Consider the following 25,597-nt stretch of genomic DNA (forward strand, 5'->3'; position numbering starts at 1 on the left):
GAGCCGGGCAAGCGCGCCGACCTGGCCGTCCTCGACCTCGGCGGCCCGCACCTCACGCCGCGCCACGACCCGTGGTCGATGCTGGCGTACGCGGCCGCCGCGGCGGACGTCCGGGACACGGTCGTCGACGGCCGGGTCCTCATGCGCGACCGCGTGCTGCTCACCCTCGACGAACCGGCCGCGCTGCGCGAGCTGGAGGCGCTGGAGCGGGAGCACCCCGCGTGACCTCCGCCGTCGAACCCACCCGCGGTTTCACCGGCCGCAGCCGCGCCACAGCTCCCACTGCCGGTCGGCGACTGTCAGTACGGCGTGCGGGGTAACCGACGGCACGCGCAGGTCGTTGACATTAAGGGGATCCCTACGCTCATCCGCATGTGGCGTGCCTGCCTTCCAGGTCCGGAATTGCCATGAGTCGGTCTCGCACCTCCCGTGGCGGCCGTCATTGCACGAGCACTATGTGTCGACGGCGCGCGCTTGTCGGGCCCCCACCAGGGGACCGTGCCAGCGGCCGCTCATCGGCGGCGGCCGAGTGGACTGTGTTTTGCGGCCGCGCGCTTGTTGGGCTTCTTCGTCCCACGAGGGGCACGATCGGGTTGCAGCGCGGGTCCAGTAGTGTTCTCTGCGGCCACATGGCCACTGCGCGGATGCCACTCGGATAACCCTTCCGCGTCAGCCGGGTCCCCGCACGCAGTTGCGGGGACCCGGTTCATGCCGTCTGCTGGCGAGCCTTGGACGATATCAACACAAAAGTCCGTCCCTTCGCCGATGCCCGTGGCGGACTTAGGGCTGGGAATGTTCACCCGTGGCTGTGGGGATCACGGTCGGTGTGCCATCAGTCGGATGTTCGATCGGCTGGCTGGCATTGTCGTTCAACACAGCGAAATTTTGGAACGCCTGGGACCGTGTCCACGGTGCGTAGAGCGGAACGTGAGCGGGCGGACTCCCTCCACGCCGGGCAGAAGGTACTGAGGGTGCCCTTGCTGCCGTTGCTGCCGCCAAAGTCATCCTGTGGTGCGTGGACCCCTTCCGGCCCTGACGCGGTTTCTTTGAAGGGGCCGTTCCATAATTGACGGTTGGTTCGAACCGCTGAGTGCAGGATGTGATGACGGTCTGATACCCATAACTCCGGTTGAGGTGGCCTGAATCACAGGAAGAAAGATTGGCGCATATTACATTGACTTGCGTAGCATTGATCTGATCATGCAGTTCCAGGTGATGCCCGACGGTGGTCCATGGCAACCGCGGGCATGAATGTACTCGTCTTGTATGCGTAGTTCGCCGCCGCGGTCGCCCTGGCTGTTGGTGAACTGCTCATCGGCGCGACCTCGAATAGTCAATATCTGGTGCCGGTCGCGCAATTGAAAGCGACGAGATTTATGAGCCTGGACTGCCTGGATATCTGGTCGATTACAAACTCGTCAAAGGATTTTCGATGCTTGACATCCTATGGAGCCCCACCACGGCGGGCGAGATTGGCCTTCCGCACCGTCTGGCCATGGCACCCATGACTCGGAATCGGTCCACTGCGGCCGGCGTCCCCACCGAGTTGGTTGCCGAGTACTACTCCCAGCGGGCTTCGACTGCGCTGATCATCACCGAGGGCGCTCAGCCGTCCGAGGACGGGCAGGGCTACGTGCTGACTCCCGGAGTGCACACCGATGAGCAAGTTGCCGGCTGGCGAAAGGTCACGGACGCGGTTCACGCGGCGGGAGGACGAATCGTCATCCAGCTGATGCACGTCGGGCGGGCCGCCCACCCCGACAACACTCCGCACGGGCGCCAGCCGGTTGCCCCGTCGGCTGTGCGCCCGGTCGGGGAGATCTATACACCTACTGGCCTGCAGGACATGCCGGAACCGCGCGAGCTGTCGACAGACGAGGTTGCCCGGACGGTGGATGACTACCGCCGTGCCGCCGCGGCGGCTATTGCTGCCGGAGCCGACGGTGTGGAGATCCACGGTGCCAACGGCTACCTTCCCCACCAGTTCCTCTCGTCCAACGCCAACCTCCGTACCGACCGCTACGGTGGTTCCATTGAGAACCGGATTCGGTTCACCGTGGAGGTTGCCAAGGCGGTGGCCGATGAGATCGGCGGCGGGCGTACGGGCCTGCGCATCTCCCCGGCCAACACGCTCAACGACATTGAGGAGAAGGACACTCACGAGCTGTATCCCGCACTGGTCCGGGCACTTGCTCCTTTGGACTTGGCCTACCTGCACATCATGCACCTTGGTGATGACGAGCTGCTTGACCGCCTGCGCGGAGTTTGGCCGGGCACGCTGGTGCTCAACCGTGCGGGTTCGGATGTTGCCGCACGGGCAAAGGACATCATTGACGGACGCGCTGACGTCGTGACCGTCGGGACGATGGCACTGGCCAATCCCGACCTGGTCGAGCGGATACGTGCCGGCGTTTCACTGAACACTCCGGATCCCGACACCTTCTACGGTGGCGACGCGGTTGGCTACACCGACTACCCCAGCCACACCTTCTGAGGGGCCGCGAAGGCGAGTCCGTCCCCATCTCACCCGGTCAGTGGTCTCGGGGGCTACGTCGAATGTGATGGTTCGTCAGGGAATCCGGGTGACGTGCTCTGGCCGGCGCGGGAGTGGACAGAGTGGTCTACGGTCCTCTGGTCCCGTTCATCGGCCCGAGCATCGTTCATCGCCGGCAAGCAGGCTGACCGGGCGGGAGCCGGGGGAGCCGTCGTTACGCCGCGGGTTGGCACGGAACATCGCCGATTATTCGCACACCGCGGTCGCTCACCCACCGCGGATCATGGGTGCGTAGAGTTGTGAAGCGGTGCAGCCGGGCCCAAGCCGGGGCTCGGCTGCACCGGCAGCGAGGGCCGATCGATCGCAGGATCGGTCGAACACCAAAGCGGGGACGGCCATCGCCGGGTGCAGCTCGAGCGGCAACGCGAGCGACCGTCGTTGGTGGGTTCCTGGTGGGTCACGCAACGGCTTTGGCTGCCTGGTGACCATCTCATCCGTGTCGGCAGTGCCGACTGTTGCTGCCAAACCTGCCAGGAATACAGGTGTGCGTTCAAGACGTGTGGACGGCATGCGATCACCGGAACCGTGGGGTGGCGGCCGACGTTTGCGGCCAGCCCTGTGATGGCATCGAGGCGTGTAGAGGCAAGCTCGAGTCAGCGATGTTCTGGTGAGAGCGTCAACCGGATCTTCGCTCACCGCGAGCGCCCTGGAAGTTCAGTGCAACCGGGTCCTCGCGTTCTGGAGCGTATATCCACTGACGAGACCCGCCTCAGAGTACCCCCTTGTAGGGGTTACGATAGAACGGCCCGCGGGAAGGCTTGTCGAGTCGATCACCCAATCGCGACAAGGCTTCGGCCGTGAACGCGGGCGCTACGCCCGACCAGTCCCGCCTGCCAGAAAATGAACCGTAAGCAACATGAAGATGAATCCCTCGCAACCACGGTCGCCGGACCCGGGGCAACTGACCAACTGTCGGCCGCCGATACTCGCGAGGCATCCTGGCTGTGATGTCGGGCTCTGAGGGTGTCATCGTGCACTTTTTGTGATGGCTAAAGAAGCCGCAATTGGAGTCGCGGTGTCTTGGCCAGATGTCAATCCAAGTGGCGTGGTCCATGACCGGTTCCGACTGCTGTGTCGCAGAACCGCGGAACGATGCCCCTGGGGAATGATTCTTTGCGTCGAACAATGAGGGGAAACGTCCATGCCGTCTCCATTCGGGTCCGCTCCTAGTGGGGGCACCACCCCGGGGCAACGGCCTCCCCTGCCCCGCAGGGGAAGGCCGTCGACTTCGGATGACAGTGAATCCTCCGCACCTGTCGACATGGCGCAGCCAGAGAGCGTGAGTTCAGGCATCCCTGAATCAGAATTGAACACTTCGACGCGGGAAAGAGTCGAGCAGGTGTTGCAGGGAGTGGTCCGAAAAAGTCGCGTCGCGGAGACCCGAAATTCGGCGACAGAATCCTCCCCTGCTGCAGAAGCATTGATTGACACTTCCTGGGCTGATGGGCCTGTCGTCACTGGAAAAGCAGGCCGAGGTGGCACTCGAGCGGCTGCCCGCGATACTCGTCGAGGCGGGGGAATCGGCGACGGGCCGGCAGCGAGAGTTGCGATAGTCGACCCCGAAGAGAGCAGTGAACGTCCCCGAAAGCGTGGGCGCATCGGGCTCATTGCCGGAGCCGTGCTGGGCGTTACGGTCTTGACCGGGGTCGCTGCTTCTTTGAGCAGTAATGAAACCGGGCACGATTCCAACGCACCGACCTTCGGAATCACGGACGCCGACGACCCGGGAGTCGTTGCCGAAGAAGGACAGCCGACACCGTCCATCAGCATCTCCGCAGGCCGGGAAATACCCCAAATGTCGGTGACGCCCAGCGTTTCCCAGAGTGAAACCCACCCATCAACGTCTGCCACGAGATCAACTGGCGGTGGGGCCAGTAACCATAAGCCCGGAAATGGGCAGAGCCTGCAGCCGCCGAAACATCAGATCGACCCACCAGCCCCGTTGACGGTATCAGCCACCAGGGTTCTGAACTTGGGGGAATCCATCAACAACGGCCCAGTGACTCTCAAGATGGACTCGGGAGGAAGCCTGGTCCTGATGTACAACGGTGCGGTGAAGTGGTCCAGCGGGACGGATGGGCAGGGGGCCAGGGCTGTCTTCCAGGACGACGGAAATTTCGTCGTCTACACCGCGGACTGGTCGCCGGTATGGTCGAGCCGAACCGCCGGCCACAACGGCGCTGCTCTCGTGATTACCGGCGGCGGCGACATGTACGTCACTTATCAGAACGGGAAGCTGTGGGAGGCAGCTACTGAGAGTTGATGACTGATCGTGCCGGTCTTCTGAACGGGAGAGTCGAGAAGACCCCTGGTGATCGTTGCCGAGCTGTGCGTGGCTTCTATGGCGGTCACGACGTGCATCACGCAATTCGAGCGGCGCACGATGGAATGAAGGTAATCATTCCCCGGGCCTAGAGGTGGACTCGCGCTCTTACTCTACTCTTTCCTTTTCGTTCCCCGCATGAGCAGGGATGACCCCGAGTCGGATTGGCGCTCGAACGCCAGGCACGCCTGTTCCCCGCACTCGCGGGGATAATCCCTCCGGCAGGACAAGGCCACCACGCTCATTGAGGCATACTCGGTGCCTTGGGCGTTGCTCTATTTTGGTTGATATTCGAAGTGTGCGGATTTTTCGGATGGAGTGTACCGGCTGGGGCTGCAAAGCCGGCCGGCGAACCGTGGATGGCTACGAGGCCCAGTCGGTGTCGCCGGACGACAACCGCGCGATCCGGTCCCAGGATCGCCGCCGTCCACCAGGCTCTGCGGTGGTGGTCGTGTAACGGTCGGTGGAGGGTTCGCCGGCAACGGCGTTCTAGGCCGGGTGCGCACAGATGCCTCACGTCGGATCCCTGCCTCGCACCCGAGGGAGGAGTTCGGACCATCCGGTGATCCATTCTGCTATCCGGTGGCCGCGCGGGAGACCAGGCCGGAGGACTTCCGGAGAAAGTCCCGTTCCCAGAGAAGGATTCGAGGTGTGATGTGAGTGTTGAACCGCGGTGCGATTCGGGCGGCGTGTTGTCCTTCGACCTGACGAGCCAGCCGTGGCTGCCAGTGCAACTGACGACAGGGGAAGAAGCGCTGTTCTCCCTGCGTGAAATCTTCGTGCGCGCGCAGGAGGTGCGACGGCTGTCGGGCGAATTGCCCACGCTGGAATTCTCCCTGACTCGGCTCCTGCTGGCGGTCCTCCACGACGCCCTGGACGGGCCGAGGGATCTTGACTCGTGGGCCGATCTATGGAGGGACCCCGATTCGTTTGCAGCCACAGATGGCTACTTGACCGAACACTGCGAACGGTTCGATCTTCTGCACCCCGTCAGCCCGTTCTTCCAGACCGTCGGGCTGCGCAGTGCGTCAGGCGAGGTCTTCTCGCTGAACCGGATCGTTGCCGATGTGCCCAATGGCGTCCCGTTCTTCACGACCCGCCTTCCCGGTGTAGAACGGCTGTCGTTCGCCGAGGCCGCCCGCTGGGTCGTCCACGCTCAGGCCTACGACACCTCGGGCATCAAGACCGGCGTGGTCGGCGACCCCCGTGCCAAGGGAGGCAAGGCATATCCGCAAGGCGTCGCCTGGGCCGGGAACCTCGGCGGCGTCCTGGCTGAGGGCACCACCTTGCGCGAGACCCTCCTGCTCAACCTCATCGCAACAGACCACCAGCCTCCCCAATCCGAGGATCAGCCGGCCTGGCGGCGCCCACCCACGAGTCCTGGCGCAGCCGGTGATCTCAGCGTGCGCCCGTCGGGCCCGCGCGACCTGTACACCTGGCAGTCCCGCCGACTACTCCTTCACTCCGACGCAGACGGCGTCTACGGAGTGGTCCTCACCTACGGTGACCCGCTGGCGGTACAGAACAAGTACCTCCGAGAGCCGATGACCAGTTGGCGCCGCAGCCAGGCCCAGGAGAAGAAGCTCCAGCAGCCGCTGGTGTACATGCCACACGAGCACGATCCGGCCCGTGCAGCCTGGCGAGGAATGGAAGCTCTCATCACGCCCGGCGATTCGGACGCCTCCACACGCGTCGAACCCGCGTCCGACGTCCGGCCCGGCATCGTGGACTGGCTCGCGCGCCTGCAAGCAGAGCGGATCCTGCACCAGGGGCTGCGTCTGCGAATACGGACCTTCGGTGCCGTCTACGGCACGCAGCAGTCGGTGATTGACGAGACCACCAGTGACGCGGTGTCCTTGGCACTGTTTCTGTTGAGCGATACCGACCCGGTCCCAGGCCAGACGGCGGTGGCTGCCGTTGCTGATGCGGACCGCGCCGCCCTGGCCATTGGCGACCTGGCTTTCGACCTCGCCCGTGCAGCAGGAAGCACATCCGAGTCGCGGAAACTCGCCGCTCGCGCCGCTGCCTACGCCGCCCTGGATGGCCCCTACCGGCTGTGGCTGGATGCCATGGCCGAAGGTGACGACCCTCAGCAATTGCGCGCTGACTGGCAACACACCGCACGTCGGATCATCAGCCACCTCGCCGACGACGTCATCAACGCAGTCGGTGAAGCGAGTCGGCAGGGCCGGCTCGTTCCCACAGCCAAGGGCTGGACATGGTTGAACGCTGAGCGGGCCACTCTATGGTTCAACTCTCGCCTGGACAGAGCCCTGCCGCTGGCCACCACACGTGCTGGAGCCCTCAACGCTGCCCAGGTTGTTCCAGCCCACCAACCGGACAATATCGCCCATGCTGGTGTCGGTTCCCGGAGGCTGCCCGTATGACCACGACTTCCCCGCAACCGCCCGGGCCCCGGCCCGAACCGGGTCCAGTCGGCACGTTGGCCGGGCAGGAAATCGGCCGACTCCAGCGCGACTACCTCGACGACCGGCCCGGTGCCGTTGCCACCCTGGCCCGGCTACGTCGAACCGCCGGAATGGATGCGACCCGCGTTCCCGACCTATGGGGACTGATCGACCTCGAGCCCCTCTACGCCGACCCGGCGCTACGCCACGATGAGGCCTGCGCGGCGGTTTACACAGCACTTGCCCTGTGGTCTTTGCATCAACATTCTCGGCGCACCGGCATGCACCGTTCGGGTGGCGACGAACTCGGCGCCGCGGTTCGGCGCCTGATGTCCCGCACCGAGGTCGACGATCCGGTTCGCAAACGCTTCATCCGCGCCGGCGCCGCATCGTCCCTGCCCGCTCTCGCCGCTCGCCTGCGTGAGATCACTCTACTGCTGCGTAGCCGGGGCCTGCCTCTGGACTACAGCCGGCTCTCCGACCAGCTCTACCACTGGCAGCAGCCCGAAGGACCCGACAGGATCCGGCGCTCATGGGGCCGATCCTTCCACACCGGATGCCATAGCACCCCGACCCAGACCGACTGGGCCGCCACCATGACTGACCCGAAGGACGCCTCGTGACCGCCCGCATCATCCTGGATGTGCACGCCCTACAGAACGTGCCCCCGAGCAGCATCAATCGCGATGACACTGGCGCACCCAAGACTGCCGTCTATGGCGGGACCACTCGTGCCCGCGTGTCCAGTCAGGCATGGAAGCGTGCCACTCGCCGCTACTTCGACCAAGTCCTGGACCCGAGCGAGCTGGGCGTGCGCACCAAGCGTGTTGCCGAGGTGCTCGCCGAGCGCATCACCAACCTCACTTCGGATCTGCAAGGTCCCGAGGCACTTGCCGTAGCGGCCGAGGTGCTCCAGGCCGCCACCGGATCCAAGATCGAGCCCCCCAAGCGCAAGGTGGAGGCGGCCAAGAAGCACGGCAGCCTCGAGCCCCCGCCAGAGTCGGCCTACCTGATGTTCCTCAGCTCCCGTCAGCTCGACCACCTCGCCGTGCTCGCCGCTGAAGGCGGCGGCGACATCAAGGCTTTCCTGAAGGACAAAGAGGTCAAGGCCCGGGCGAGGAGGATTGTCGACAGCCGGCACTCGGTGGACATCGCACTTTTCGGGCGGATGGTCGCCGATTCCACCGACATCAGCGTCGACGCCGCCGCCCAGGTCGCCCACGCTCTCAGCGTCCACCGCACCGAGATCGAGTCGGACTACTTCACCGCCGTCGACGACCACAACACCGACGCCGAGCCCGGCGCGGGCATGATCGGCACCGTCGACTTCAACTCCGCCACCCTCTACCGCTACGCCGCACTTGACGTTGACCTGCTGGAAAGGAACCTTGGCAAGGGCCTCGACGTCGACCAGGCGCCGGTCACCCCCGTCCGCCGCGCAGTTGAGGCATTCCTCGAGGCTTTCGTCTCTTCGCTGCCCACCGGCAAGATCAGCACCTTTGCCAACCACACTCTTCCCGACGTCGTCGTCGTCAAGCTTCGCGCCACCCGTCCCATCAGCTTCGTCTCCGCCTTCGAAAAGCCGGTGACCGCCGACATTTCCAGCGGGCACATGGAACAGGCGTGCGCCCGGCTGGCCGCCTATGCTCCCGAGATTGAGCGTGCATATGGTGACGACAACTGCCAGACCTGGGTGCTCCGCATCGGGCTCGACACCACCCCGCTGGCCGGCCTGGGCGCTGAAGTCACCAGCCTTCCCGTGCTGGTGAAATCGGTTGGCGCTGCCGTTGCAGGCCGCCTGGAGCGGCGGGCATGAGTGTACTGAGTCTGCAACTGGCCGGCCCGCTGCAGTCGTGGGGGGCCACCGCCCGATTCGCTCGTCGGACCACCGAGGTTGCCCCCACCAAAAGCGGCGTGCTCGGCTTGCTTGCCGCTGCCATGGGCCTGGACCGCGAGGACGAAACGGGACTTGCGGAGTTGGCCGAGCTCCGTTTCGGCGTACGAATCGACCAGCCCGGGACCCCGTTGCGTGACTTCCACACCGCCCACCATTTCGACACCGGCGAAGCTATGCCGCTCTCCGAGCGTCACTACCTTGCCGACGCCGTTTTTGTGGCGGCCGTGGAAGGGCCTGCCTTCCTGATCGACAGGCTTCACGCCGCCGTGCGGGCCCCCGTCTATCTTCCCTATCTAGGCCGTCGTTCCTGCCCGCCTTCCCGAGCCTTGGAATTGGGAGCGCACCATAACGCGCCAGACCTTCACACTGTGCTTGCGGCCGAGCCCTGGCACGCCGCCGAATGGCACCAAAGGCGCCTTCGTCATCTGGCGAACGTCCGCCTTGCAGCGCACCTGGACGCACCTACTGGCGTCGGACAAGCCCTTGACGGGGACGCCCTTCGGGACCAGCCACTGAGCTTCGCGGCACGTCATCGTCGCTACGCCTTGCGTACCGTCCATACCACCAGCATCACTGTCACCAACCCCCATGCTCGCCTTCGCGAGATCGCCGCCGTGCCCGCGCACGATCCCATTGGACATCTGGAAGGCGCTTGATGTATCTCACTCGCTTCCGCTTTAACACCGCACGCCTGGGCGCCCGTCGAATCTTGTCCAACCCTCAGGCCATGCACGCCGCCGTGATGTCCTCTTTCCCCGACGTCCTGCCCACCTCCGAACAGTCTCCAAGGGTTTTGTGGCGGCTGGATCGCAATGCGACGGCCGAAGTCCTGCTCTACGTCGTTGGCCCCCAGCGCCCCGACCTCACCCACCTGGTAGAGCAGGCCGGTTGGCCCGCCGCTGGAGCCTCCGGAACTGCCGGCTGGCAGACCCATGCATACACTCCGTTCCTGAAACGCCTGGACAAGGGAACCAGGTGGAACTTCCGCTTGACTGCCAACCCCGTCCATTACGTCCGAACGAGGGACGGCCAACCCACCACCAAGCGCACCGCCCACCTCACTCCCAGGCACCAACTGCGGTGGCTCCTGGCCCGCCAGGAGCCCGGTGGGTTCCGCATCATGGGGGCATCCCATGACGAGCGGCTGAACGGCCAAGAGGGAGAACCCCAAGCCATCATTCGCGACCAGCGCAGCCTGAACTTCGGGAAACGGGGTTCTCACGGCCGCGTCACGCTCACCACCGTCACCTATGACGGACGACTGGAAGTGACCGAACCGGAAGCCCTGCGCCGTGTCCTGACCGCCGGTATCGGAAAGGCCAAGGCGTATGGCTGCGGGCTGATGACTCTCGCTCCCTTGGGGTGACGATCCGATCCCAACTGGTCGCAGGCCAGCTGTATTGGCGCCGGCGGCTCACCACAGCGCTTCCCTGGCCGCTGCCCAACGCCCCGAGGTGCCTGAAAGCCGACCGTACCGTGGGGACTATAAGGACAGGGCCAAGCCAACGTGGTGAATTCAACGGGTCCCATGCGCTGGATGATCTCTTCTCGATACAATCGAACAGTCCGGTGCGGTCGGCGGCCCTGCATCCCCGTCAGCCGCACCGGGTCACCAGATGGCGTGGATGGACGCCATGCCACCCGAGGTTCGGCACACTTCGCAGCCACCCCACGGACGTCTGGGCCATCGGGGACCACGTGTTGCGGTGTCTTCGTTGTCCTGAGCAGAGTCCAAGCGCCCTTAATATTCCGACAACCTCAGCACAGTGATGAAGATTCCCCGATCGGCGTGCTGTGTTCGTGTTTTGTCCAGCCATTACCGCCACATCAACTGGCCGATCACCTAGAGGAACTCGAGTCGCAGATCAACCAGGGATAATGATGTTGACCGGAAAACCCAGAGCCCGCACCCTGACAGGCATCGCACGTGCTCAGGTTGCTGCAGAACTGAAGACAAAGTATGAGAGAGGGGCCTCGATCCGCGCACTGGCCGGGGAGGCCGACCGCTCTTATGGGTACATTCGCCGCCTTCTACTGGCCGCCGGGGTTGTCTTTCGCCCCCGAGGCGGGGTGAAGCGTCCAGGTCGCCCCTGGGAGGAGGCATGAGAGGTTTGGTGCTGACCGGCACAGATGCGGCGGCCTACGGCGAAAGATGGACCGGGAACCATCCAGGTTTAGCGAACTGGGTCAGTCCGGTGGCCCCACCGTGGCGATGGAGCCTGTGAAGACGCCCATTTACTCACTTCTTGCTTCCCGTCCCTATGTCGGACGAGTTCGCCTGCAGGATGCCCCGAAATGTCGGGGTGGTGTGAAACCGTGAAGGATGATTTCCCACCTGCGGCTTTTCTATTGGCCACCGAACGTCAGCGCAACATAGGCATAACCCATGCATAATCGCCTTACATCCCCGGACCCCATAAACCAAGCCAATCATGGTGGCCGCGACAGTGCCCCATGTGACGATCTATCTGGGTCAGCAGGGGGACAACTGTGCAAAGGACCCTCGATGACAGTCACCGATCCGGTGCCGGACGCCCTCACCCAGGGGTGGTACGTCTTGTCGCTTCTGCACGGACGGATTGAGGGATGTCTCGAAGGGCAGTTGCGGACCCACCATGGTCTGAGCGTGCGTGACTACTCTCTTCTGGACGTCCTCAGCCGTCAGCACGACGGCGAGGGAGGCCATCTGCAGGTGCGCCAGATTGCGGATATCGTCGTCCTGAGCCAGTCCGCCACGAGCCGTCTGGTCACCCGCCTGGAGGATCGCGGCCTGCTTGAGCGATACCTCTGCCCCACCGACCGGCGGGGCATCTACACGGACGTGACCGAGGCCGGCTGGAAACTGCTGGAGGAGGCCCGAGCAACATACAACGCGGCGCTACACGTGGCCATGAAGGAGGCGGCGCGCGATCCGGAACTCGCGCTGCTGGTTCGAGTGGTGGAGAACTTGCAGGGCGGGCGCTCCCAGTGCTCGGCAACCCGCACTCAACCATTGTGAGTTCGGGCTGGACTTGGTCCGCTTGACGGACATCTGAGAGGCCTTCGAGTCCTATTACGGATGGTTTGGCGTCGACCGTTCGGGAGTGATGGGGCGGTTCCATCCTGCAATGACGTGCGCATGGCCTGACCCACATGGAACGTGTGCTATACACACGCGAAGTCGTGAACGCACTGCTCTACCGGAACCGGACTGGCTGTCAGTGGCGGCTCCAGCCGCAGGATCTCCCGGCCTGGTCAGCGGTGTTCTACTACTTCACCCTGTGGCGGGAGGATGGCCTTGACCAGCGAATGCAGGGGATTCTGCGCTGCCGGGCTCGGGAGCGGTCCAGACGATAAGAGGACCCGTCGCTGGTGATCACCGACACGGAGTCCGTCCGCGTGACGGCTGGGGTGCCCCAGGCGACGACGACGGGACTGGATGTGAACAAAATGGCGCCTGGCCGCAAGCGTGAGCTCGCCGTGGACGTCATGGGACTGATCAGCGGCGTGGTGGTCCTGGCCGCGAGCGCACACGACAGCGAGACCGGGATCGCCCTGCTGAACCAGGCAGCCGAATGACGCGGGATTCGCCTGGAGAAGGCCCTGGTCGACCAGGGCTTCGAGGAACCGGTGATGACCCAGGGAGCGGTGAAGGGCACTACTGTCGAGTTGATCTGGCGCAACCCCGGCCATCACGGAAGAGGCCTCGCCCCGCAACCACAACGGTGGGGGGCGAGCAGGTCAACGGCACCCTCATGCTCCATCGCCGCCGCACCCGCGACTACGACCATCGGCCCGACAATGTGGCCTCGCGCGTCTACCGGGGTTCCACTGCCGGCATGCTCCGCCATCTCACCACCCCCACCCCGGCCTGGTGTGACGACGTGGAACTGGCCGCGTGAACGTGTCCGACCCCCTGCGGCTGCTGAAGACCGAACACGACGAGGGCACCGCGCGTGTCAACGACCTGTGCGAGGAGATCACTCAGCCTGCCACGGCCCTCGCCGGGGACCGCTTGGCCGAGCTCGCCGACGCGACCCGCAAAGTCATCGAGGGCCTCACCCCGCCCGACTGCGCACCGACCTCCCGGAACCGCCACCGTCCAGCAGCGCATCGTGACTGCCTTCAACGACCGCCCCGAGCAGATGTTCCGCGTCCGCGACCGGCACGAGCATTTCGGCCTGCCCACTGACGAGCCTTCGGTCCGCGTCACCCATTCCCGCCTGGGACGAATCGCTCGCCAGGGATTCCTCGAGCAGCCCAGGCACGCAGCTATCAGAAACAGAATCAACGACCGCTCAGAGTGGCACCATCGCCGACGCAGTGGCCGCCAGTTGTCGATCGCGTATGTGCTCGTGGCGGCGCCCAGGTAACACTTGACGGCTGCTGCGCACCACTCCAAGTGAGCAGCAGTCCGGGCTCACGATGCGGTACCGGCTCCGGGAAGCCAAGCCCCCGCGCATGCGCCGAGGTCGATGGGACAAAGGTTGAAGGCCGGGGGAGCGCTCCCCCCCCCCCGGCCAGGGCAACCGCGTGGAACTGCTACCGAAGGGAGCTCAGCCCTTGCGGGTGCGGGCCTCAGCGGATACGGCGAAGATGTGCATGCTCTGCTGGTGGGGTACGGCCGTGTCGCTGATCTTCGGAAGTGTCACGCTGGCCACTGTCTTGCCTTGCTGCAGGGTGATGCCGGCGAAGTGAACGTTTGCGGGAACGTTGAAGCGGTTGCCATCTGGGCGGTTCTGGTAGGCAGCCGTGGCGACGATGGCGTCGGAGCCGGTGCTGTCCCCGTACCAGTCGGGTGCGGAGAGTGTGAACACCTGCTGCGTACCGTCGGCGTAGTTGACGGTGCCGGTGCCTGTGGCCCTGCCGTAGGTGCCGGCGAGCAGGAATCCCAGTGTTGTGCCCGACCCGCGGACGGCGATTGTCTGACCGTACGAGACGACGTTGTCGGCCGCTTTGGTGCCGGCTGTGTTGGGCCAGGTGAAGGTTACGCCGCCATACTCCACGGCGTGACCGGCCACCAGCCCGACTTCGTTCAGCGCCTGGGCCGAGTAGCTTGCTCCGTCACCATCGATGCCCTCCACGCGGGTGTCGCCATCGGACGACACCGCCACATTGTTGAAGAATGCCTTGAGCGGCTGCGCCGCAACCTCCATCGCGAAGATGTGCATGCTCTGCTGGTGGGGTACGGCCGTGTCGCTGATCTTCGGAAGTGTCACGCTGGCCACTGTCTTGCCTTGCTGCAGGGTGATGCCGGCGAAGTGAACGTTTGCGGGAACGTTGAAGCGGTTGCCATCTGGGCGGTTCTGGTAGGCAGCCGTGGCGACGATGGCGTCGGAGCCGGTGCTGTCCCCGTACCAGTCGGGTGCGGAGAGTGTGAACACCTGCTGCGTACCGTCGGCGTAGTTGACGGTGCCGGTGCCTGTGGCCCTGCCGTAGGTGCCGGCGAGCAGGAATCCCAGTGTTGTGCCCGACCCGCGGACGGCGATTGTCTGACCGTACGAGACGACGTTGTCGGCCGCTTTGGTGCCGGCTGTGTTGGGCCAGGTGAAGGTTACGCCGCCATACTCCACGGCGTGACCGGCCACCAGCCCGACTTCGTTCAGCGCCTGGGCCGAGTAGCTTGCTCCGTCACCATCGATGCCCTCCACGCGGGTGTCGCCATCGGACGACACCGCCACATTGTTGAAGGCATTACTGAGTGCGGGAAGTGCCGGCGGCAGGCCAACGGGATTTTCTGTCGGTGAGCCGAACAGGTCCAGGGGAACGGAATTCGCGATGGCCTCCATGCCCGCGTCATTGGGGTGCAGGTGGTCACCGGAATCGTAAGCAGGCAGGTATCGGGTCCGGTCCCGTGGGTCGGCAGTTGCCGTTGCCTGGTCGACAATGCCGTCGCAGCCGCTCTGGGGGCTGCGAAGCCAATCATTGATGGCCTCCCTCTTGGCCTCCTTCTCGGAGTTCCAGCCGGCCGTCCCCACCACCGGGGTCAGGGTCGAACAGAAGAACTTGACGTTCCGCTCGTGCGCCTGTGCGATGAGACGGCCCAGCGCGTCGGTCAGAGAACCGACAGACGGCGAGCTGTTGTTGAGGTCGTTGAGGGCATCGTCGGAGAAGATTACCCAGCGTACCCCCGGCTGGTCGAGGGCATCTCGCCCGAAGCGAGTCAATGCCTTCTCGCCGCCTCCGTCCTGGAGGATGTTGTTACCGCTGATACCCGCGTTGATCACACCGATCCGGTAGCCGGCGCGGTTCAAACGTGCTGCCAGCAGGTTGGGCCAGCGTGTGTTGGAGCCGGTACCGGAGTTGTCGCCGTCGGTGATGGAGGCGCCGAAAGCCACCACAGACCCAACGGCACTGGAGCTCTGTACCTCAAGCCCGCTCAGGAATGAATACGAGGTGGTGCCGCCCGGATCGGCGATCGATGAGGCCCCTGTCTGGTTGCCCGTGCCGTACCAGTTCTGCTGGTGAGCGGAAGTGTGCCGGGTGGCTGTTGCTGTACCGGGCACGTAGAGGCTGACGGCGAGGTTCGACTCGGGTCCCACACTGAGAGTGGCTGAATCACTCACCACTTCACCGCCAGCGGGAATGGTCACAGACGCGGTCCCGCCGAAAGTGAGCTTCGTGTCGGTACTGGCCTTGATGCCCGCCCCGCCTGCGCTCTCCGCAATGTGGATGTCGGAAAGCGTCACAGGCTGAGCGCCGTAACGGTTTGAGAGGCGTATGCGGGCAGCCGATCCCCCGATGCTGGTGTGCACGATCTGACGGAGGGTCTGATTGGCGAAAGTCTGGCCGGAGTCCTGCATCGCAGCGCCCCACGTCCCGGTCCAGGGGACATCCGCGAAATCATTGGCCAGGGTTCCCCTAGCACTGTTGAAAGAAGACGCTGCGGAGGATACGCCCGTCTGCAATGTGGTCATGAACAAGAGTGCTGCAGCGGCAGCGACTCTGATCCGCATATTGTTCTTCCATTTCTCAATGTGTCGAGCATTTTTTGAGGGGATGGGCTCGCTTGGGAACGCGGTCCGGAGGAGTCATGCGGGCGGAACTCGGTGCATGACTGACATCCGGGTCGCCCCGAAACGGCGACGTCGGGCCGTCATGTGATTTCCGCAGGCGTCATCGAGCGCCGGCGACGAGAATTGATGCGGCTTTGATTGAGTATTAACAGAGTGCATTTGGGGTTGGTGCACGCGCGCAAGCGTCCAGGTGCTTCCCTTGTCGGGTTGCCCCATGCGAGGACTGCGTCGACGGCGAGTCGCCGGTCGGCGTTCGCGACCGACATCCAGTCCACGCCGTTTACTCCGAGGCGCGGCTCACGTCGGGCGGCCGTCAGCAGGCGGGCCAGTGCGGAGGGCGCGGATTGGCCGCGAAGGATCCCTGGTAGCAGGTATCTGGCGTGACGGGCAGCCTGAAGTTCGACCGGCGACCCGTGCGCTTCGTGGGTGCGTAGCCACCGTTGCCCTGCGGCATGGGTGGCCAAGTTGTCCGCATTGCGCTATTCGCGGTGGCTGGCTGTTGAGTAATGTCAGCAGGGTTTCCTCGCGACCCATCACTACCTTCCGGTGCGGCTATTGACTGCCTCCGCTCAGGTTGGTCTGGGAGGCTGTACCGCAGGGGCAACTGTAACCCCTATAAGGGGTGGGTGGCGTCGCTCTCGGCCTCCAGTCGCCACCGAGACGGCGACGGCAGGTTTCCCGCCGGCTCGGCGGTTATTGGCAACCAGCAGACCGACTCCGGGTTGGCACGTCACCCGACAGTGAGAGTGATCACGGTATTTCCGGCGGGGTTTTGAGCCAATCATTCAAGATGACTTACGGTCAGAAGCCCCGGTCGGATCCCTGTTCGACTGCGACCGCCCCGGGGGATATGACCTCGCCTGACAGGGGCCCCCATGACCGCGTTATCCGCCTCCGGTCGGCGTTTACCATCCCGATGTCTTGACCGCGGACATCGGGGTCCGCGACCACGCAATCCCAGGTCGAGTGATTGGCGTCTCTGGCTCGGGCTGCGTGCTCATGATGCGCCACCAGCCGAGGCCGACCGTGCAAACCCATAGGGTCCGCACCTGCCCGGGCACGTCGGGCCCGCCGGGCATGGGACCCATGCGAAGAATGGCGGGTGCCAGGGATCGCATCCCTGGCACCCGCCGCGCCGCTCACGGCGGGTGCCTGCACGGGGATTCCGCGGAGGCACCCGTTCACGTGCTCACGTGCTCACTTTCCGAGCAGGTACGCCCGTTCCACGGTCTGCCGCACCGTGTTGCCCGCCTTGTCGGAGGCGGTGACCCGCAGGGTCACGTAGGCGCCCTGCCGACGGTCGCCGGGCCGCTCGATGGTGGCGGTGAACCAGTTGTGGCCGCGGTCCTTGACGCCGACCCGGCCCTGCCAGGTCGTGCCGCCGTCGAAGGACGCCTCGACCCGGAGCTTGACGCCGGTGGGCGCGGCCAGACCGTCCTGGTGCCTGACGGTCAGGTCCAGGTCGTGCCGCTTGCCGCCGCCGACGGTGTTCCACAGGTCGGCCGGGACCCCGTAGTCGACCTGGAGGAGAGGCAGAAGCGTCTTCTCCGCCGCGGTGTCCGAACGGAACGTCCAGGACGTGGCCGTCCGGGTACCGGTCTGCCAGTACTCGGTCTTGCGCTCCGTCGTCAGGTCCAGTCGGTAGTCGGCCTTCCCGGCGGGGACGTGGAAGTCCGCCCACGCGCCCGCGCCCTCGCCGACCTTCTCGCCGTCGCGGTAGAGCGCGGCCGCCACGGAGTCGCCCTGAGGGTAAGAGGGATCGTCCGCCGTCCCGGGCGTTTCGCTCCTTCCGATGCCGCCTCCGCTGGAGGGAACCTGCCGGCGGCCCCAGTGGCCGGCCATCGCGTCGGTGTACTCCGGGATCGCCAGGCTGAGGATGTCACCGTCACGTACGGCGGGACGGCCCCAGCCGCGCGGGATGGACGGCCGCACCACGGCCCGGTACCACTCCTCCTCGGCCTTCTCGCCCGCCGCGAAGGTACGGGGGGCGTCACGCAGACCCGACTGCAGAGCCCCGCCGTAGAAGAGGTCGAGCCCGGTGATGAAGTCGACGTTGTGCATCCACTGTGTGTCCCCGGCGGTGACATACTCGGTGCGCGTCCGGCCTGTTGGCACCCAGCGCGAGGTCTCCCAGGCGACCTTGGCGTAGGGACGCCAACTGAAGCGCTGTTCGCTGGACCATCCCAGCGAGCTGTTGTTCGTGTAGGACGCCTTCACCCGCGCGATGTTGCGGTCCGAGACGGTGTACGTCACGTCCTGTGGGACCTGCTGCCACTGAGCGGTCACGTCGTACAGGTACGGGCTCTCGACGGTACCTCCGATGTCGATGACGGGCGTGTGCTTTTTCATGTATCGAAGCAATTTCACTCCGTCGGCCGCAGTCAGTCGGATCACCGGGATCGCGGAGCGGGCATCCATGGGCCTCCAACGGGTCCAAGCGGTGAACCCGCCGGGCAGGACGATCACGAGACCCTTGGCACCCGCCTTCGCGGCCGTCTCCGCCAGGTCGTACCCGTCCATCGCGGAATCGTCGCGGATGACGGCGAGCTTGCCCCGCACAGTGCTCGGCCGCAGGTCCGACTGTTCCCTGGTTCCCGCATCCACGGCGATCAGCCGTTCCCCATCCGCGCGGAACGGCATGGACTGCCTGGCGTAGTACGGCTTCAGGTCAAAGTCCGCGCCTCGGACATCGGCCGTGAGCTCGGGCGCCGTCATTTCCCAGCGCGAGTTGAACTCGAACCTGCCCTCGGTGACCTTGGACGTGGGATTCACATACAGGTCAACGGACCCGCCGCCGTCCTCGTAGTACGTCCCCAAGGTCATTGGCACCCCGTTGATAGCCCGGTGGATCTGGTACGTCAGGTTGTTGCGTCTCTCCGCCGGCTTGGGAGTGCGCACGCGCACTGGCTTGGCCTTGCGCGCGTCCAGGATTACGGTTGTGTCGCCGGTGACCTTCACCTCAGGCTCGACGACCTGGATGATTCGGACGCCGTCGCCCCGGTCCTCCGCCAGAGTGCCACCGACCAGGTAGATGCCCTCCTCGACCTCTGCGGCCAAGGGGTCCAAGCTGATGAACCTGGCCTCCGCATCCCCTCCGAATAGGTCCACCAGAGTCCACATGATGGACTCCCCGCTCGGGCCGTAGGACTCGACGGTGAGCTTGTGCATGGGGGCGCGCACCCACAGGCTGACGGTGGTGTGGACCGACACTCCCTCGGCGGACGTGGCGGTGACGTAGCCGTAGTAGGAGCCGCGGCCCGCCTTCTCCGGGTCCACACTGACCGGCACCTCAACGGTCGCACCAGGGGCGAGCCGGACGGTGTCAGCGCTCAGTGTCAGCGCCTGCGCGAGAAGCTGCTTGCCGCCCGTGGACGTCAGCGCACCCCGCAGACCGAGCGACATCTCCTTGCCGGAGTGGTTGGTGTAGCGCACCACCCCGGCCCGCTCCACCGGGGATCCGTCCCGGTCGAACGGGCCCAGGACGATCGTGCCGGTGGCGGTGACGGGGGCGGTGAACGCCGCCTTGACATCGACACGGCCGCCGCCCTGCTCGGTCGGCTTCTGGCCGGGCACCGTACGGGACGTGCTGATCAGCGCGTCCTTGAGCTGCTGCGCGCTCCAGTCCGGGTGCTGCCCGGCCAGCAGAGCTGCCGCGCCCGCAACGTGGGGCGTGGCCATCGACGTGCCGTCTGCCGAGACGTAGTAGTCGTCGACCGGAATGCCCATCGTTGTTCCGGCGGCGCGTGCGGCGACGATCCCGACGCCCGGAGCGGTGATGTCCGGCTTGGCTGCCTTGTCGCCGAGGCGCGGGCCGCGGCTGGAGAACGAGGCCAGCGAATCGTCCCGGTCGACGGCGCCGACGGTGAGGGCGGCGTCGGCGGCGCCGGGCGACCCGACCGTCATCTCGCCCCGCTGGCCGCTGTTGCCGGCGGCGACGACGAAGAGTGCGCCGCTGCTGCGCGAGATCTCGTTGAGCGCCAGGCTCATGGGGTCGGTGCCGTCAGTCTCCATGTCCGAGCCCAGGCTCATGTTGACGACCTGGGCGCCCTGCGCCGCGGCCCACTCCATGCCCGCGATGACCTGCGACTCATTGCCGAAGCCGTCGTCCCCGAGGACCTTGCCGATCAGCAGGTCGGCGCCGGGTGCGACGCCCTTGCGCAGGCCGCCTGAGGCGGCACCGCTGCCGGCGGCGGTGGCGGCAACATGCGTGCCGTGACCAAAGTGGTCCTCGGTCGAACCGCTGCCGGAGAAGTCCTTCGCCTGGCCCACGCGGCCTGCGAGGTCGGGATGCTTCTGGTCGGCGCCGGTGTCCAGGACCGCCACCTTGACGCCTTTGCCGTGGTAGCCGGCGGCCCACGCGGCCGGTGCGTTGATCTGCGCGGTGCTGCGGTCCAGCGTGGGGCGCACCTTGTGGTCCAGCCAGATCTTCGGCGTTGCCGCAGCCGTACGCTCCGCGGAGGCCCCCATCGCAGGCGCGAGCTGCTTCCAGAAGCCCGCCAGATCCTGATTGGCGACGTGCAGCGCCTGGGCACCGATGCTCGGCAGCTGCCGCGGCGGCTCGGAGGCATCGTCGTTGAACTCGGCGAGCGCAGCTGCCCGTTTGGCTGTCGCACGCGCAGAACCCTCCGGCGTCGACACGATCAGGGGCAGGGCGTCGGTGTGCACCTCGTTGTATCCCTGGGCGACCAGGGCCGCGACGTCGAAGAGCGCCTCGTCCAGCCGCCCCGCGCGGACCAGTAACGCCGCGTCGGAAGGCAGCACCGTCAGCGCGCCCTCCTTCTCGGCTATCTGGAAGAAGACGTTCTCGCGGCCCGGTGCACGTTCCACCGAGGCCGTCTTCTTGCCGTTTGGCGCGTCACCGACGGTGACCCGATCGCCGGTGATCAAGCGCACGGTGGTTGATCCGTCGAGCGATACCGGCGTGCGCGCTCCAGTCACCAGCGGGGACTGGGCCGAAGCGGGCGTCACAGCAGCCGTCGCCAACATCGCCGACATCGATATCACCGCCCAAGGGCGGGTGCGTCTCATTGGTGTGTATGGCCTTTCAGTTACGGAGCGTGGTGCTATTCAGTGATCGGCTTGGCTGTTAGCCTGACGCGCCGCACTGCGACATACGAGACGAGTGGCATACGGCGGACCGTGACCGGACTGTTTAATCCTTGCTAGTTCCATATTTCGGCCACCTGGGCCGGATTGATGCGTTGTCGACTCGGTACGGTTGGCAAGCCCACAGAACATTTGAGGTGCGTGATTGTCGCGGCTTTGAGAGCTGTTGGTGACGTCACGGATTTCGATGTGGCCGCGACGGCGAGGCCGCGATGCACGGCTGGTGCTCCTCGACAGCCGGGAATCGGTATGTCTGTCGTCAAGTGGCCCCGTGTCACCATGATTGCCCTGCACCGCCAGTTCACCGCCTGTTCGGAATCATCCGCTAAGGAAAGCGGACCTGCTACCACCGGCGGGTGACACAAGTGCGCCATGTCCGAACCGCGACACGGGTTGCCGGTGACCCTCCGATGTTCAGTGCGACAGGGAAGCGAGAAGGCGAATCGTGCCCGACACGTGATGTTTGAAGTGATTTCGATGTGTGTCCGTCGAACGATTCGGTCACTTATGCGCCGTCCATGAAATCGTCATGCCAGGCGGACTTGGTTGGGGAAGCTGAACGAAGCTGTCGGGAACGCCTATTCGTGCTGCGAACCGCCGCAGGCCATGGGACCTCTACGTGGAAACGCTGGGTCAGCCACACCCGAGGCCTGACCGACAGTACGAGACCGGCGAGACCACTGTCAGGACGGTTTACGCCGCCACAAGCTCGCCCCCGGCAGGCCTCGGAGCCCAAGCTCCTCGGACGCGTCCGCGACCACTGGGGGATCGAGGCTCTGCACCATGTCCGCGACACCACCTTCACCGAGGGCGCTTCCCCGGCTGGGGTCCCACATCCCGCCCCGCGGGGTGAATGCCTGCGACCTCAAAATGGGAGGCATGCAAACGGTCGGAGTGACGATCACGGCGACGGTGCCTCCACCACAATGCCGTCCACACTGATCGCCCCCTCACGCCTCTCGGCCTCGGATGATCAGGATGCGGACGCGTTGATGTAGCGGACCTCTGCCGTGGTGGGCTCGGTAGGGTCATGCGGTCAGGGCAGTCGACCGAGACCGATGGTCGGTGTCAGCGTGCGGGCGGTTTGGCTGGTTTCCCCGTTAAGGTCGAGCTGGCCCGCGCCGTTTTCGGAGACTTCAATTCCATTGAGCGCTTTGGCCGCCCCGGTGAGCGAGGCCTTGATCTGGTGTGCCCGTCCAGTCGGGGTGTTCCCCGGCCACGATAGCTGCGGCTCCCGCGACGTGTTGGCCATCGACGTTCCCGAGAGCCCGACGTACGGGGTGCTTCCCAGCAGTTGAGGCAGAGATCCCCGCGCGCGCAGCGAGGATTTCCTCGCCAGGCGCGGGGATCACGGGCTTCAGCCCGAAGTTGCCGACAGGAGGGCCGCGGCTGGAAACCGAACTCGATGTGCCCCGCTTGATGGTGCTGGTCACCGCAAGCGCGGCGTCGGCGGCTCCGGGCGCTTCAACGGGTTCAGTGGTCCCCGAGTTGCCCGCTGTCACGACGAACAGGGGCCCCAAACCGGCTGAAAGCTCGTTGACCTTGGTAGACAGCAAGTCCGTGCGGTCGCTGATCCCGCTTGCCAGACTCATGTTGACGATCCGCGCGTCCTGCCGCACAGCCCATTCCATGCCGGCGAGAACAGAGGAGTCTCTGCCGCGGCCCTCGTCGGCCGTTCAGCAGGCGTACATCGGGGGCGACACCTTGGTACCGCCCCCCAGAAGCGGCGCCGCTGCCGATCGTGGACGCCACGTGGGTGCCGTGGCCTGCATGGTCATCGGCGTCCGTTGCGTCACTGAAGTTCTTCGACGCCGAGATCCTCCCGGCCAGGTCGGGGTGTGCGCGAGAGATCCTGGTATCCAGGACCGCGACCTTCACCCCCTTTGCGGTGTAACCCTGCTGCCGGGCGCTCGATGCCCTCAAGGGGCTGAAGCGGCTCGCTGTGATCGTGCGCTCCCTCGCGAACTCCTTGCCACGGCTCTTGGCGAGCAACGGGAATCCGGAAAGTCTGCATTGCACTGAGAGCCGCCTCCGAGGGCGGCCCTTGGCGAATTCTCAAGTTGTTGCGTTCGGTGGCTGCACAGAATTGGTTTGCCTACGTCGGTGGTAAGCAAGGGTGCGGGCGATTGCACCGGGCGGGATACCAACCGCGCCGGGGGACGCTACAGCGAGCTTCGGGTAAAGGTGACGGATGCTCTGGTCCAGGGGGATGCGGATGCGGGGGCGCTTCTGGTCGCGGATGACGGCGATGGTCTGGGTGGTGACGCCCAAGCGCGCGGCGAGGTATGTGGCAGGCCAGCCCACCGCGGCGAGCGTGGTGAGTACGATGGCGGCGTGTGCGGCATCGGTAAGGTCCCGTGAGCCGCTGTCGCCTTGTACGCTCCGTGGCGGGACAGCGATGCCGAGGACAGCGTCGGCGGTGGTGCGCGAGATTCGGCGCGGTCGCTTGGCGGGTGAGCGGAGTAGACGGCGGATCAGAGTAACGGAGATTCCGGAGGCGTCGGCGATCACTTGGGCTGACATCCCTCGTCGACGGAGCAGGGTTGCGTGATCAGCTGCCTCGGCAGAGTTCACTCTTGGGGTCAGTCCAGCGGCGCGATCGCGCTCGCGTTGCCGTCGGGCTCGTCGTGCGGCCTGGAGGCAGGCGGACTGGGTGCAGCCGTAATCGGCACACGAGGCTTGGCCATGTCGGATACGACTGCGGGCAGGTCGACGGGGTACGGGGGCAGCCACAGGCGTCGGCGAAGACGCGGGATCATGCACAATAAAAGATTGTAGATGCCATGCTCTGTGACCTACGGACGCGGGGTTCAACGACCGGCACGCTGGGACTTGCGTACCAGTCGGTGCTGGGGAGCGTGAAAACGGTGCGCTGAGCCTGCCCAGCATCGCCGGACGACACACTGAACCGTCTCCGTGGTGCCGCGGCTTGGTGAGGGTGACTTTGGCCGCTGACGACAGGCGGCTGGAGTTGCAACGAGCGTGACGGAAGATGCGCCGGCGCTTGAGGGTGACCATGCCACGTTCGACGGGATACCAGAGTCGAGCGCGCGCCCGGTTTGAGAACCCCTGCCGGGCCGTAAGTTCCGTGCAGGGCGGGCGTCCGGTCGCCGTCGCGGAGGTGCCGCCGGCGCCGAGGTAGGCCAGGTCGGCCGCGCGGCGATGGTGAAATGGGTACAGGTGGCGGCGATTCGATGGGTGCGTGCCGAGGTCACGTCGTGGGTGCGCCCCGGAAGAGCGCGGGAGATCCATACGGCCATGCCTCGCGGGTCGGTGACGACCTGCAGGTTCACACCGTGGCGGCGGTGCGTGCTGGAGGAGTCGGCACATCCGTCGTTGCACCGGTCACACTCGGCGACCGTGTCGTGCACCGACACGTACTCCGCCTCGGCATCACACAGAGCGCGAGCCAGATCCAGCGCGCGGTGGACCAGGAGATCGATGACCACGCGCACATAGGCGCGGGTGGGTGCCCACGCTGCTCCGGAAACCGGCCGCGATCCACGCAGGGGCACAACTACCATCCCCGCGGGCGCGGGGAGCAATGACTGGCCGCTCAGAGCGGCGGCAGAGACGGTGGGGTCATCCCCGCAGACGCGGGGAACAGGATCTGCACAACCTTCTTGAAGTCGTTCCGAAGTGTGTCACGCACCAGGTTGTGAGACGGGACGACTCGGTGTGCTTTGGCGTCATGCGGGGCCGCGGGGTTCATCGGCGATGGGAAGATACGCGGCGCCCGTCATGCCGTGCCGGCTAGCTCCGAGGGTCTGGCCGGTAGCCCACGGGCGGTCATGTCGACCGAATCCGAAGTCACTATGGCCGCGACGCTCCAATCGGTGCTGCGCCACCTGTGGCGGAGGCGATGATCGTCGCCCCGAGGCTGCCCCTTCATTTCCACTCTGTCCACGCTCGGTCCTGGCCCTACACGAATGCCTACGTAGTAGCCGCCTGCTGCCACTACGGCATTCCAAAATGCGACTTCATATGTCTCGAAAACGGGTTGGGCCGTGCCGGGCGATGGGACGTCCTGGGGTGAATGCCTCGGCCGATCCATCACTGAACTCCCCTGGCCGCCTGACGGACATCGGTACGTTATATGGTCACCAGGAAGGGGACCAGTCTCGGACGTGGTTCCAGGCACCCTGTGTATGCGGTGCGTCGTAGGTGCATGGGCTGGAGTTTGTAGGAAATTTATGTCTCCTACCAGCGAATGTGTCACAGACCTCGCTTGACGGCCCCGACGTTCCGCCACAGAATCACCCTGACGGACGGCTGTCCGTCCTGCGGTCAGACGAAAGGTGACACTGGATGTCA

18 protein-coding genes and 2 pseudogenes are annotated in these 25,597 nt (G+C 65.4%); 15 read left to right on the top strand and 5 right to left on the bottom strand.

Annotated elements, in window-relative coordinates:
* The 14 genes and pseudogenes from AB0F62_RS38480 to AB0F62_RS38545 all read left to right on the top strand — a co-directional run.
* Positions 1-225 (top strand): annotated as a pseudogene (locus AB0F62_RS38480) (amidohydrolase); the annotation flags it as partial.
* Between the two features lie 1,207 nt (positions 226-1,432).
* A complete protein-coding gene (locus AB0F62_RS38485) occupies positions 1,433-2,494 on the top strand; it encodes an alkene reductase (protein WP_361810433.1) in 1,062 nt (353 codons plus the stop codon).
* Between the two features lie 1,484 nt (positions 2,495-3,978).
* Complete coding sequence (locus AB0F62_RS38490; RefSeq protein WP_361810435.1) at positions 3,979-4,107, top strand: hypothetical protein; 129 nt, start codon at positions 3,979-3,981, stop codon at positions 4,105-4,107.
* 446 nt (positions 4,108-4,553) lie between these two features.
* Positions 4,554-4,817 carry a hypothetical protein gene (locus AB0F62_RS38495; protein ID WP_361810437.1) on the top strand — a complete coding sequence of 88 codons (264 nt, stop codon included), beginning with the start codon at positions 4,554-4,556 and terminating at the stop codon, positions 4,815-4,817.
* Between the two features lie 716 nt (positions 4,818-5,533).
* Positions 5,534-7,264 carry a type I-E CRISPR-associated protein Cse1/CasA gene (gene casA / locus AB0F62_RS38500; protein WP_361810439.1) on the top strand — a complete coding sequence of 577 codons (1,731 nt, stop codon included), beginning with the start codon at positions 5,534-5,536 and terminating at the stop codon, positions 7,262-7,264.
* 56 nt (positions 7,265-7,320) lie between these two features.
* Positions 7,321-7,908, top strand: coding sequence for a type I-E CRISPR-associated protein Cse2/CasB (casB, locus tag AB0F62_RS38505; protein ID WP_361810441.1), 588 nt, complete (start codon positions 7,321-7,323; stop codon positions 7,906-7,908).
* On the top strand, positions 7,905-9,101 hold the full coding sequence (gene cas7e, locus AB0F62_RS38510; RefSeq protein WP_361810443.1) for a type I-E CRISPR-associated protein Cas7/Cse4/CasC: 1,197 nt from the start codon (positions 7,905-7,907) through the stop codon (positions 9,099-9,101). Before casB ends, cas7e begins: the two co-directional genes overlap by 4 nt.
* Positions 9,098-9,838 (top strand): type I-E CRISPR-associated protein Cas5/CasD, encoded by a 741-nt coding sequence (gene cas5e / locus AB0F62_RS38515; RefSeq protein ID WP_361810445.1) that lies wholly within the window; start codon positions 9,098-9,100, stop codon positions 9,836-9,838. Before cas7e ends, cas5e begins: the two co-directional genes overlap by 4 nt.
* The gene (cas6e, locus tag AB0F62_RS38520) at positions 9,838-10,548 is read left to right on the top strand and encodes a type I-E CRISPR-associated protein Cas6/Cse3/CasE (RefSeq protein WP_361810447.1); all 711 of its coding nucleotides are present in this window, start codon (positions 9,838-9,840) and stop codon (positions 10,546-10,548) included. Before cas5e ends, cas6e begins: the two co-directional genes overlap by 1 nt.
* Before the next feature lie 512 nt (positions 10,549-11,060).
* Complete coding sequence (locus AB0F62_RS38525) at positions 11,061-11,288, top strand: helix-turn-helix domain-containing protein (protein ID WP_361810449.1); 228 nt, start codon at positions 11,061-11,063, stop codon at positions 11,286-11,288.
* A gap of 400 nt (positions 11,289-11,688) precedes the next feature.
* Positions 11,689-12,180 carry a MarR family transcriptional regulator gene (locus AB0F62_RS38530; protein WP_361810451.1) on the top strand — a complete coding sequence of 164 codons (492 nt, stop codon included), beginning with the start codon at positions 11,689-11,691 and terminating at the stop codon, positions 12,178-12,180.
* A 134-nt stretch (positions 12,181-12,314) separates the two neighbouring features.
* Positions 12,315-12,518, top strand: coding sequence for a transposase (locus tag AB0F62_RS38535; RefSeq protein ID WP_361810453.1), 204 nt, complete (start codon positions 12,315-12,317; stop codon positions 12,516-12,518).
* 15 nt (positions 12,519-12,533) lie between these two features.
* Entirely contained in the window at positions 12,534-12,740 is a 207-nt protein-coding gene (locus AB0F62_RS38540) for a hypothetical protein (protein ID WP_361810455.1), read from the top strand.
* 146 nt (positions 12,741-12,886) lie between these two features.
* Entirely contained in the window at positions 12,887-13,063 is a 177-nt protein-coding gene (locus AB0F62_RS38545) for a hypothetical protein (protein WP_361810457.1), read from the top strand.
* 654 nt (positions 13,064-13,717) lie between these two features.
* On the opposite strand, the gene AB0F62_RS38550 is transcribed toward AB0F62_RS38545, so the two are convergent.
* Positions 13,718-16,078, bottom strand: a complete 2,361-nt coding sequence (locus AB0F62_RS38550) for an SGNH/GDSL hydrolase family protein (protein ID WP_361810459.1) — start codon at positions 16,076-16,078, stop codon at positions 13,718-13,720.
* Between the two features lie 1,296 nt (positions 16,079-17,374).
* The gene (locus AB0F62_RS38555; RefSeq protein WP_361810461.1) at positions 17,375-21,004 is read right to left on the bottom strand and encodes a S8 family serine peptidase; all 3,630 of its coding nucleotides are present in this window, start codon (positions 21,002-21,004) and stop codon (positions 17,375-17,377) included.
* Positions 21,005-21,056: 52 nt separating this feature from the next.
* Between AB0F62_RS38555 and AB0F62_RS38560 the strand changes: the two genes are divergently transcribed.
* Positions 21,057-21,251 carry a hypothetical protein gene (locus AB0F62_RS38560; protein WP_361810463.1) on the top strand — a complete coding sequence of 65 codons (195 nt, stop codon included), beginning with the start codon at positions 21,057-21,059 and terminating at the stop codon, positions 21,249-21,251.
* 1,168 nt (positions 21,252-22,419) lie between these two features.
* Here the strand turns inward: AB0F62_RS38560 and AB0F62_RS38565 are convergent.
* The 3 genes and pseudogenes from AB0F62_RS38565 to AB0F62_RS38575 form a co-directional block, all read right to left on the bottom strand.
* The gene (locus tag AB0F62_RS38565) at positions 22,420-22,914 is read right to left on the bottom strand and encodes a S8 family serine peptidase (protein WP_361810465.1); all 495 of its coding nucleotides are present in this window, start codon (positions 22,912-22,914) and stop codon (positions 22,420-22,422) included.
* Positions 22,915-22,969: 55 nt separating this feature from the next.
* Positions 22,970-23,302 (bottom strand): annotated as a pseudogene (locus tag AB0F62_RS38570) (S8 family serine peptidase); the annotation flags it as partial.
* Positions 23,303-24,093: 791 nt separating this feature from the next.
* On the bottom strand, positions 24,094-24,807 hold the full coding sequence (locus AB0F62_RS38575; RefSeq protein WP_361810467.1) for a transposase family protein: 714 nt from the start codon (positions 24,805-24,807) through the stop codon (positions 24,094-24,096).
* Positions 24,808-25,597: the final 790 nt, after the last annotated feature.

Source organism: Streptomyces sp. NPDC026673 (assembly GCF_040638135.1).
Classification (GTDB): domain Bacteria; phylum Actinomycetota; class Actinomycetes; order Streptomycetales; family Streptomycetaceae; genus Actinacidiphila.

Bases quoted from the DNA above. Each gene is read 5' to 3' on its own strand.
- AB0F62_RS38530 (WP_361810451.1), top strand. From the start codon at position 11,689: ATGACAGTCACCGATCCGGTGCCGGACGCCCTCACCCAGGGGTGGTAC.
- AB0F62_RS38565 (WP_361810465.1), bottom strand. From the start codon at position 22,914: ATGGAATGGGCTGTGCGGCAGGACGCGCGGATCGTCAACATGAGTCTG.
- AB0F62_RS38535 (WP_361810453.1), top strand. From the start codon at position 12,315: ATGGAACGTGTGCTATACACACGCGAAGTCGTGAACGCACTGCTCTAC.
- AB0F62_RS38550 (WP_361810459.1), bottom strand. From the start codon at position 16,078: ATGACCACATTGCAGACGGGCGTATCCTCCGCAGCGTCTTCTTTCAAC.
- AB0F62_RS38485 (WP_361810433.1), top strand. From the start codon at position 1,433: ATGCTTGACATCCTATGGAGCCCCACCACGGCGGGCGAGATTGGCCTT.
- AB0F62_RS38525 (WP_361810449.1), top strand. From the start codon at position 11,061: ATGATGTTGACCGGAAAACCCAGAGCCCGCACCCTGACAGGCATCGCA.
- cas6e (WP_361810447.1), top strand. From the start codon at position 9,838: ATGTATCTCACTCGCTTCCGCTTTAACACCGCACGCCTGGGCGCCCGT.
- cas5e (WP_361810445.1), top strand. From the start codon at position 9,098: ATGAGTGTACTGAGTCTGCAACTGGCCGGCCCGCTGCAGTCGTGGGGG.
- AB0F62_RS38575 (WP_361810467.1), bottom strand. From the start codon at position 24,807: ATGGTAGTTGTGCCCCTGCGTGGATCGCGGCCGGTTTCCGGAGCAGCG.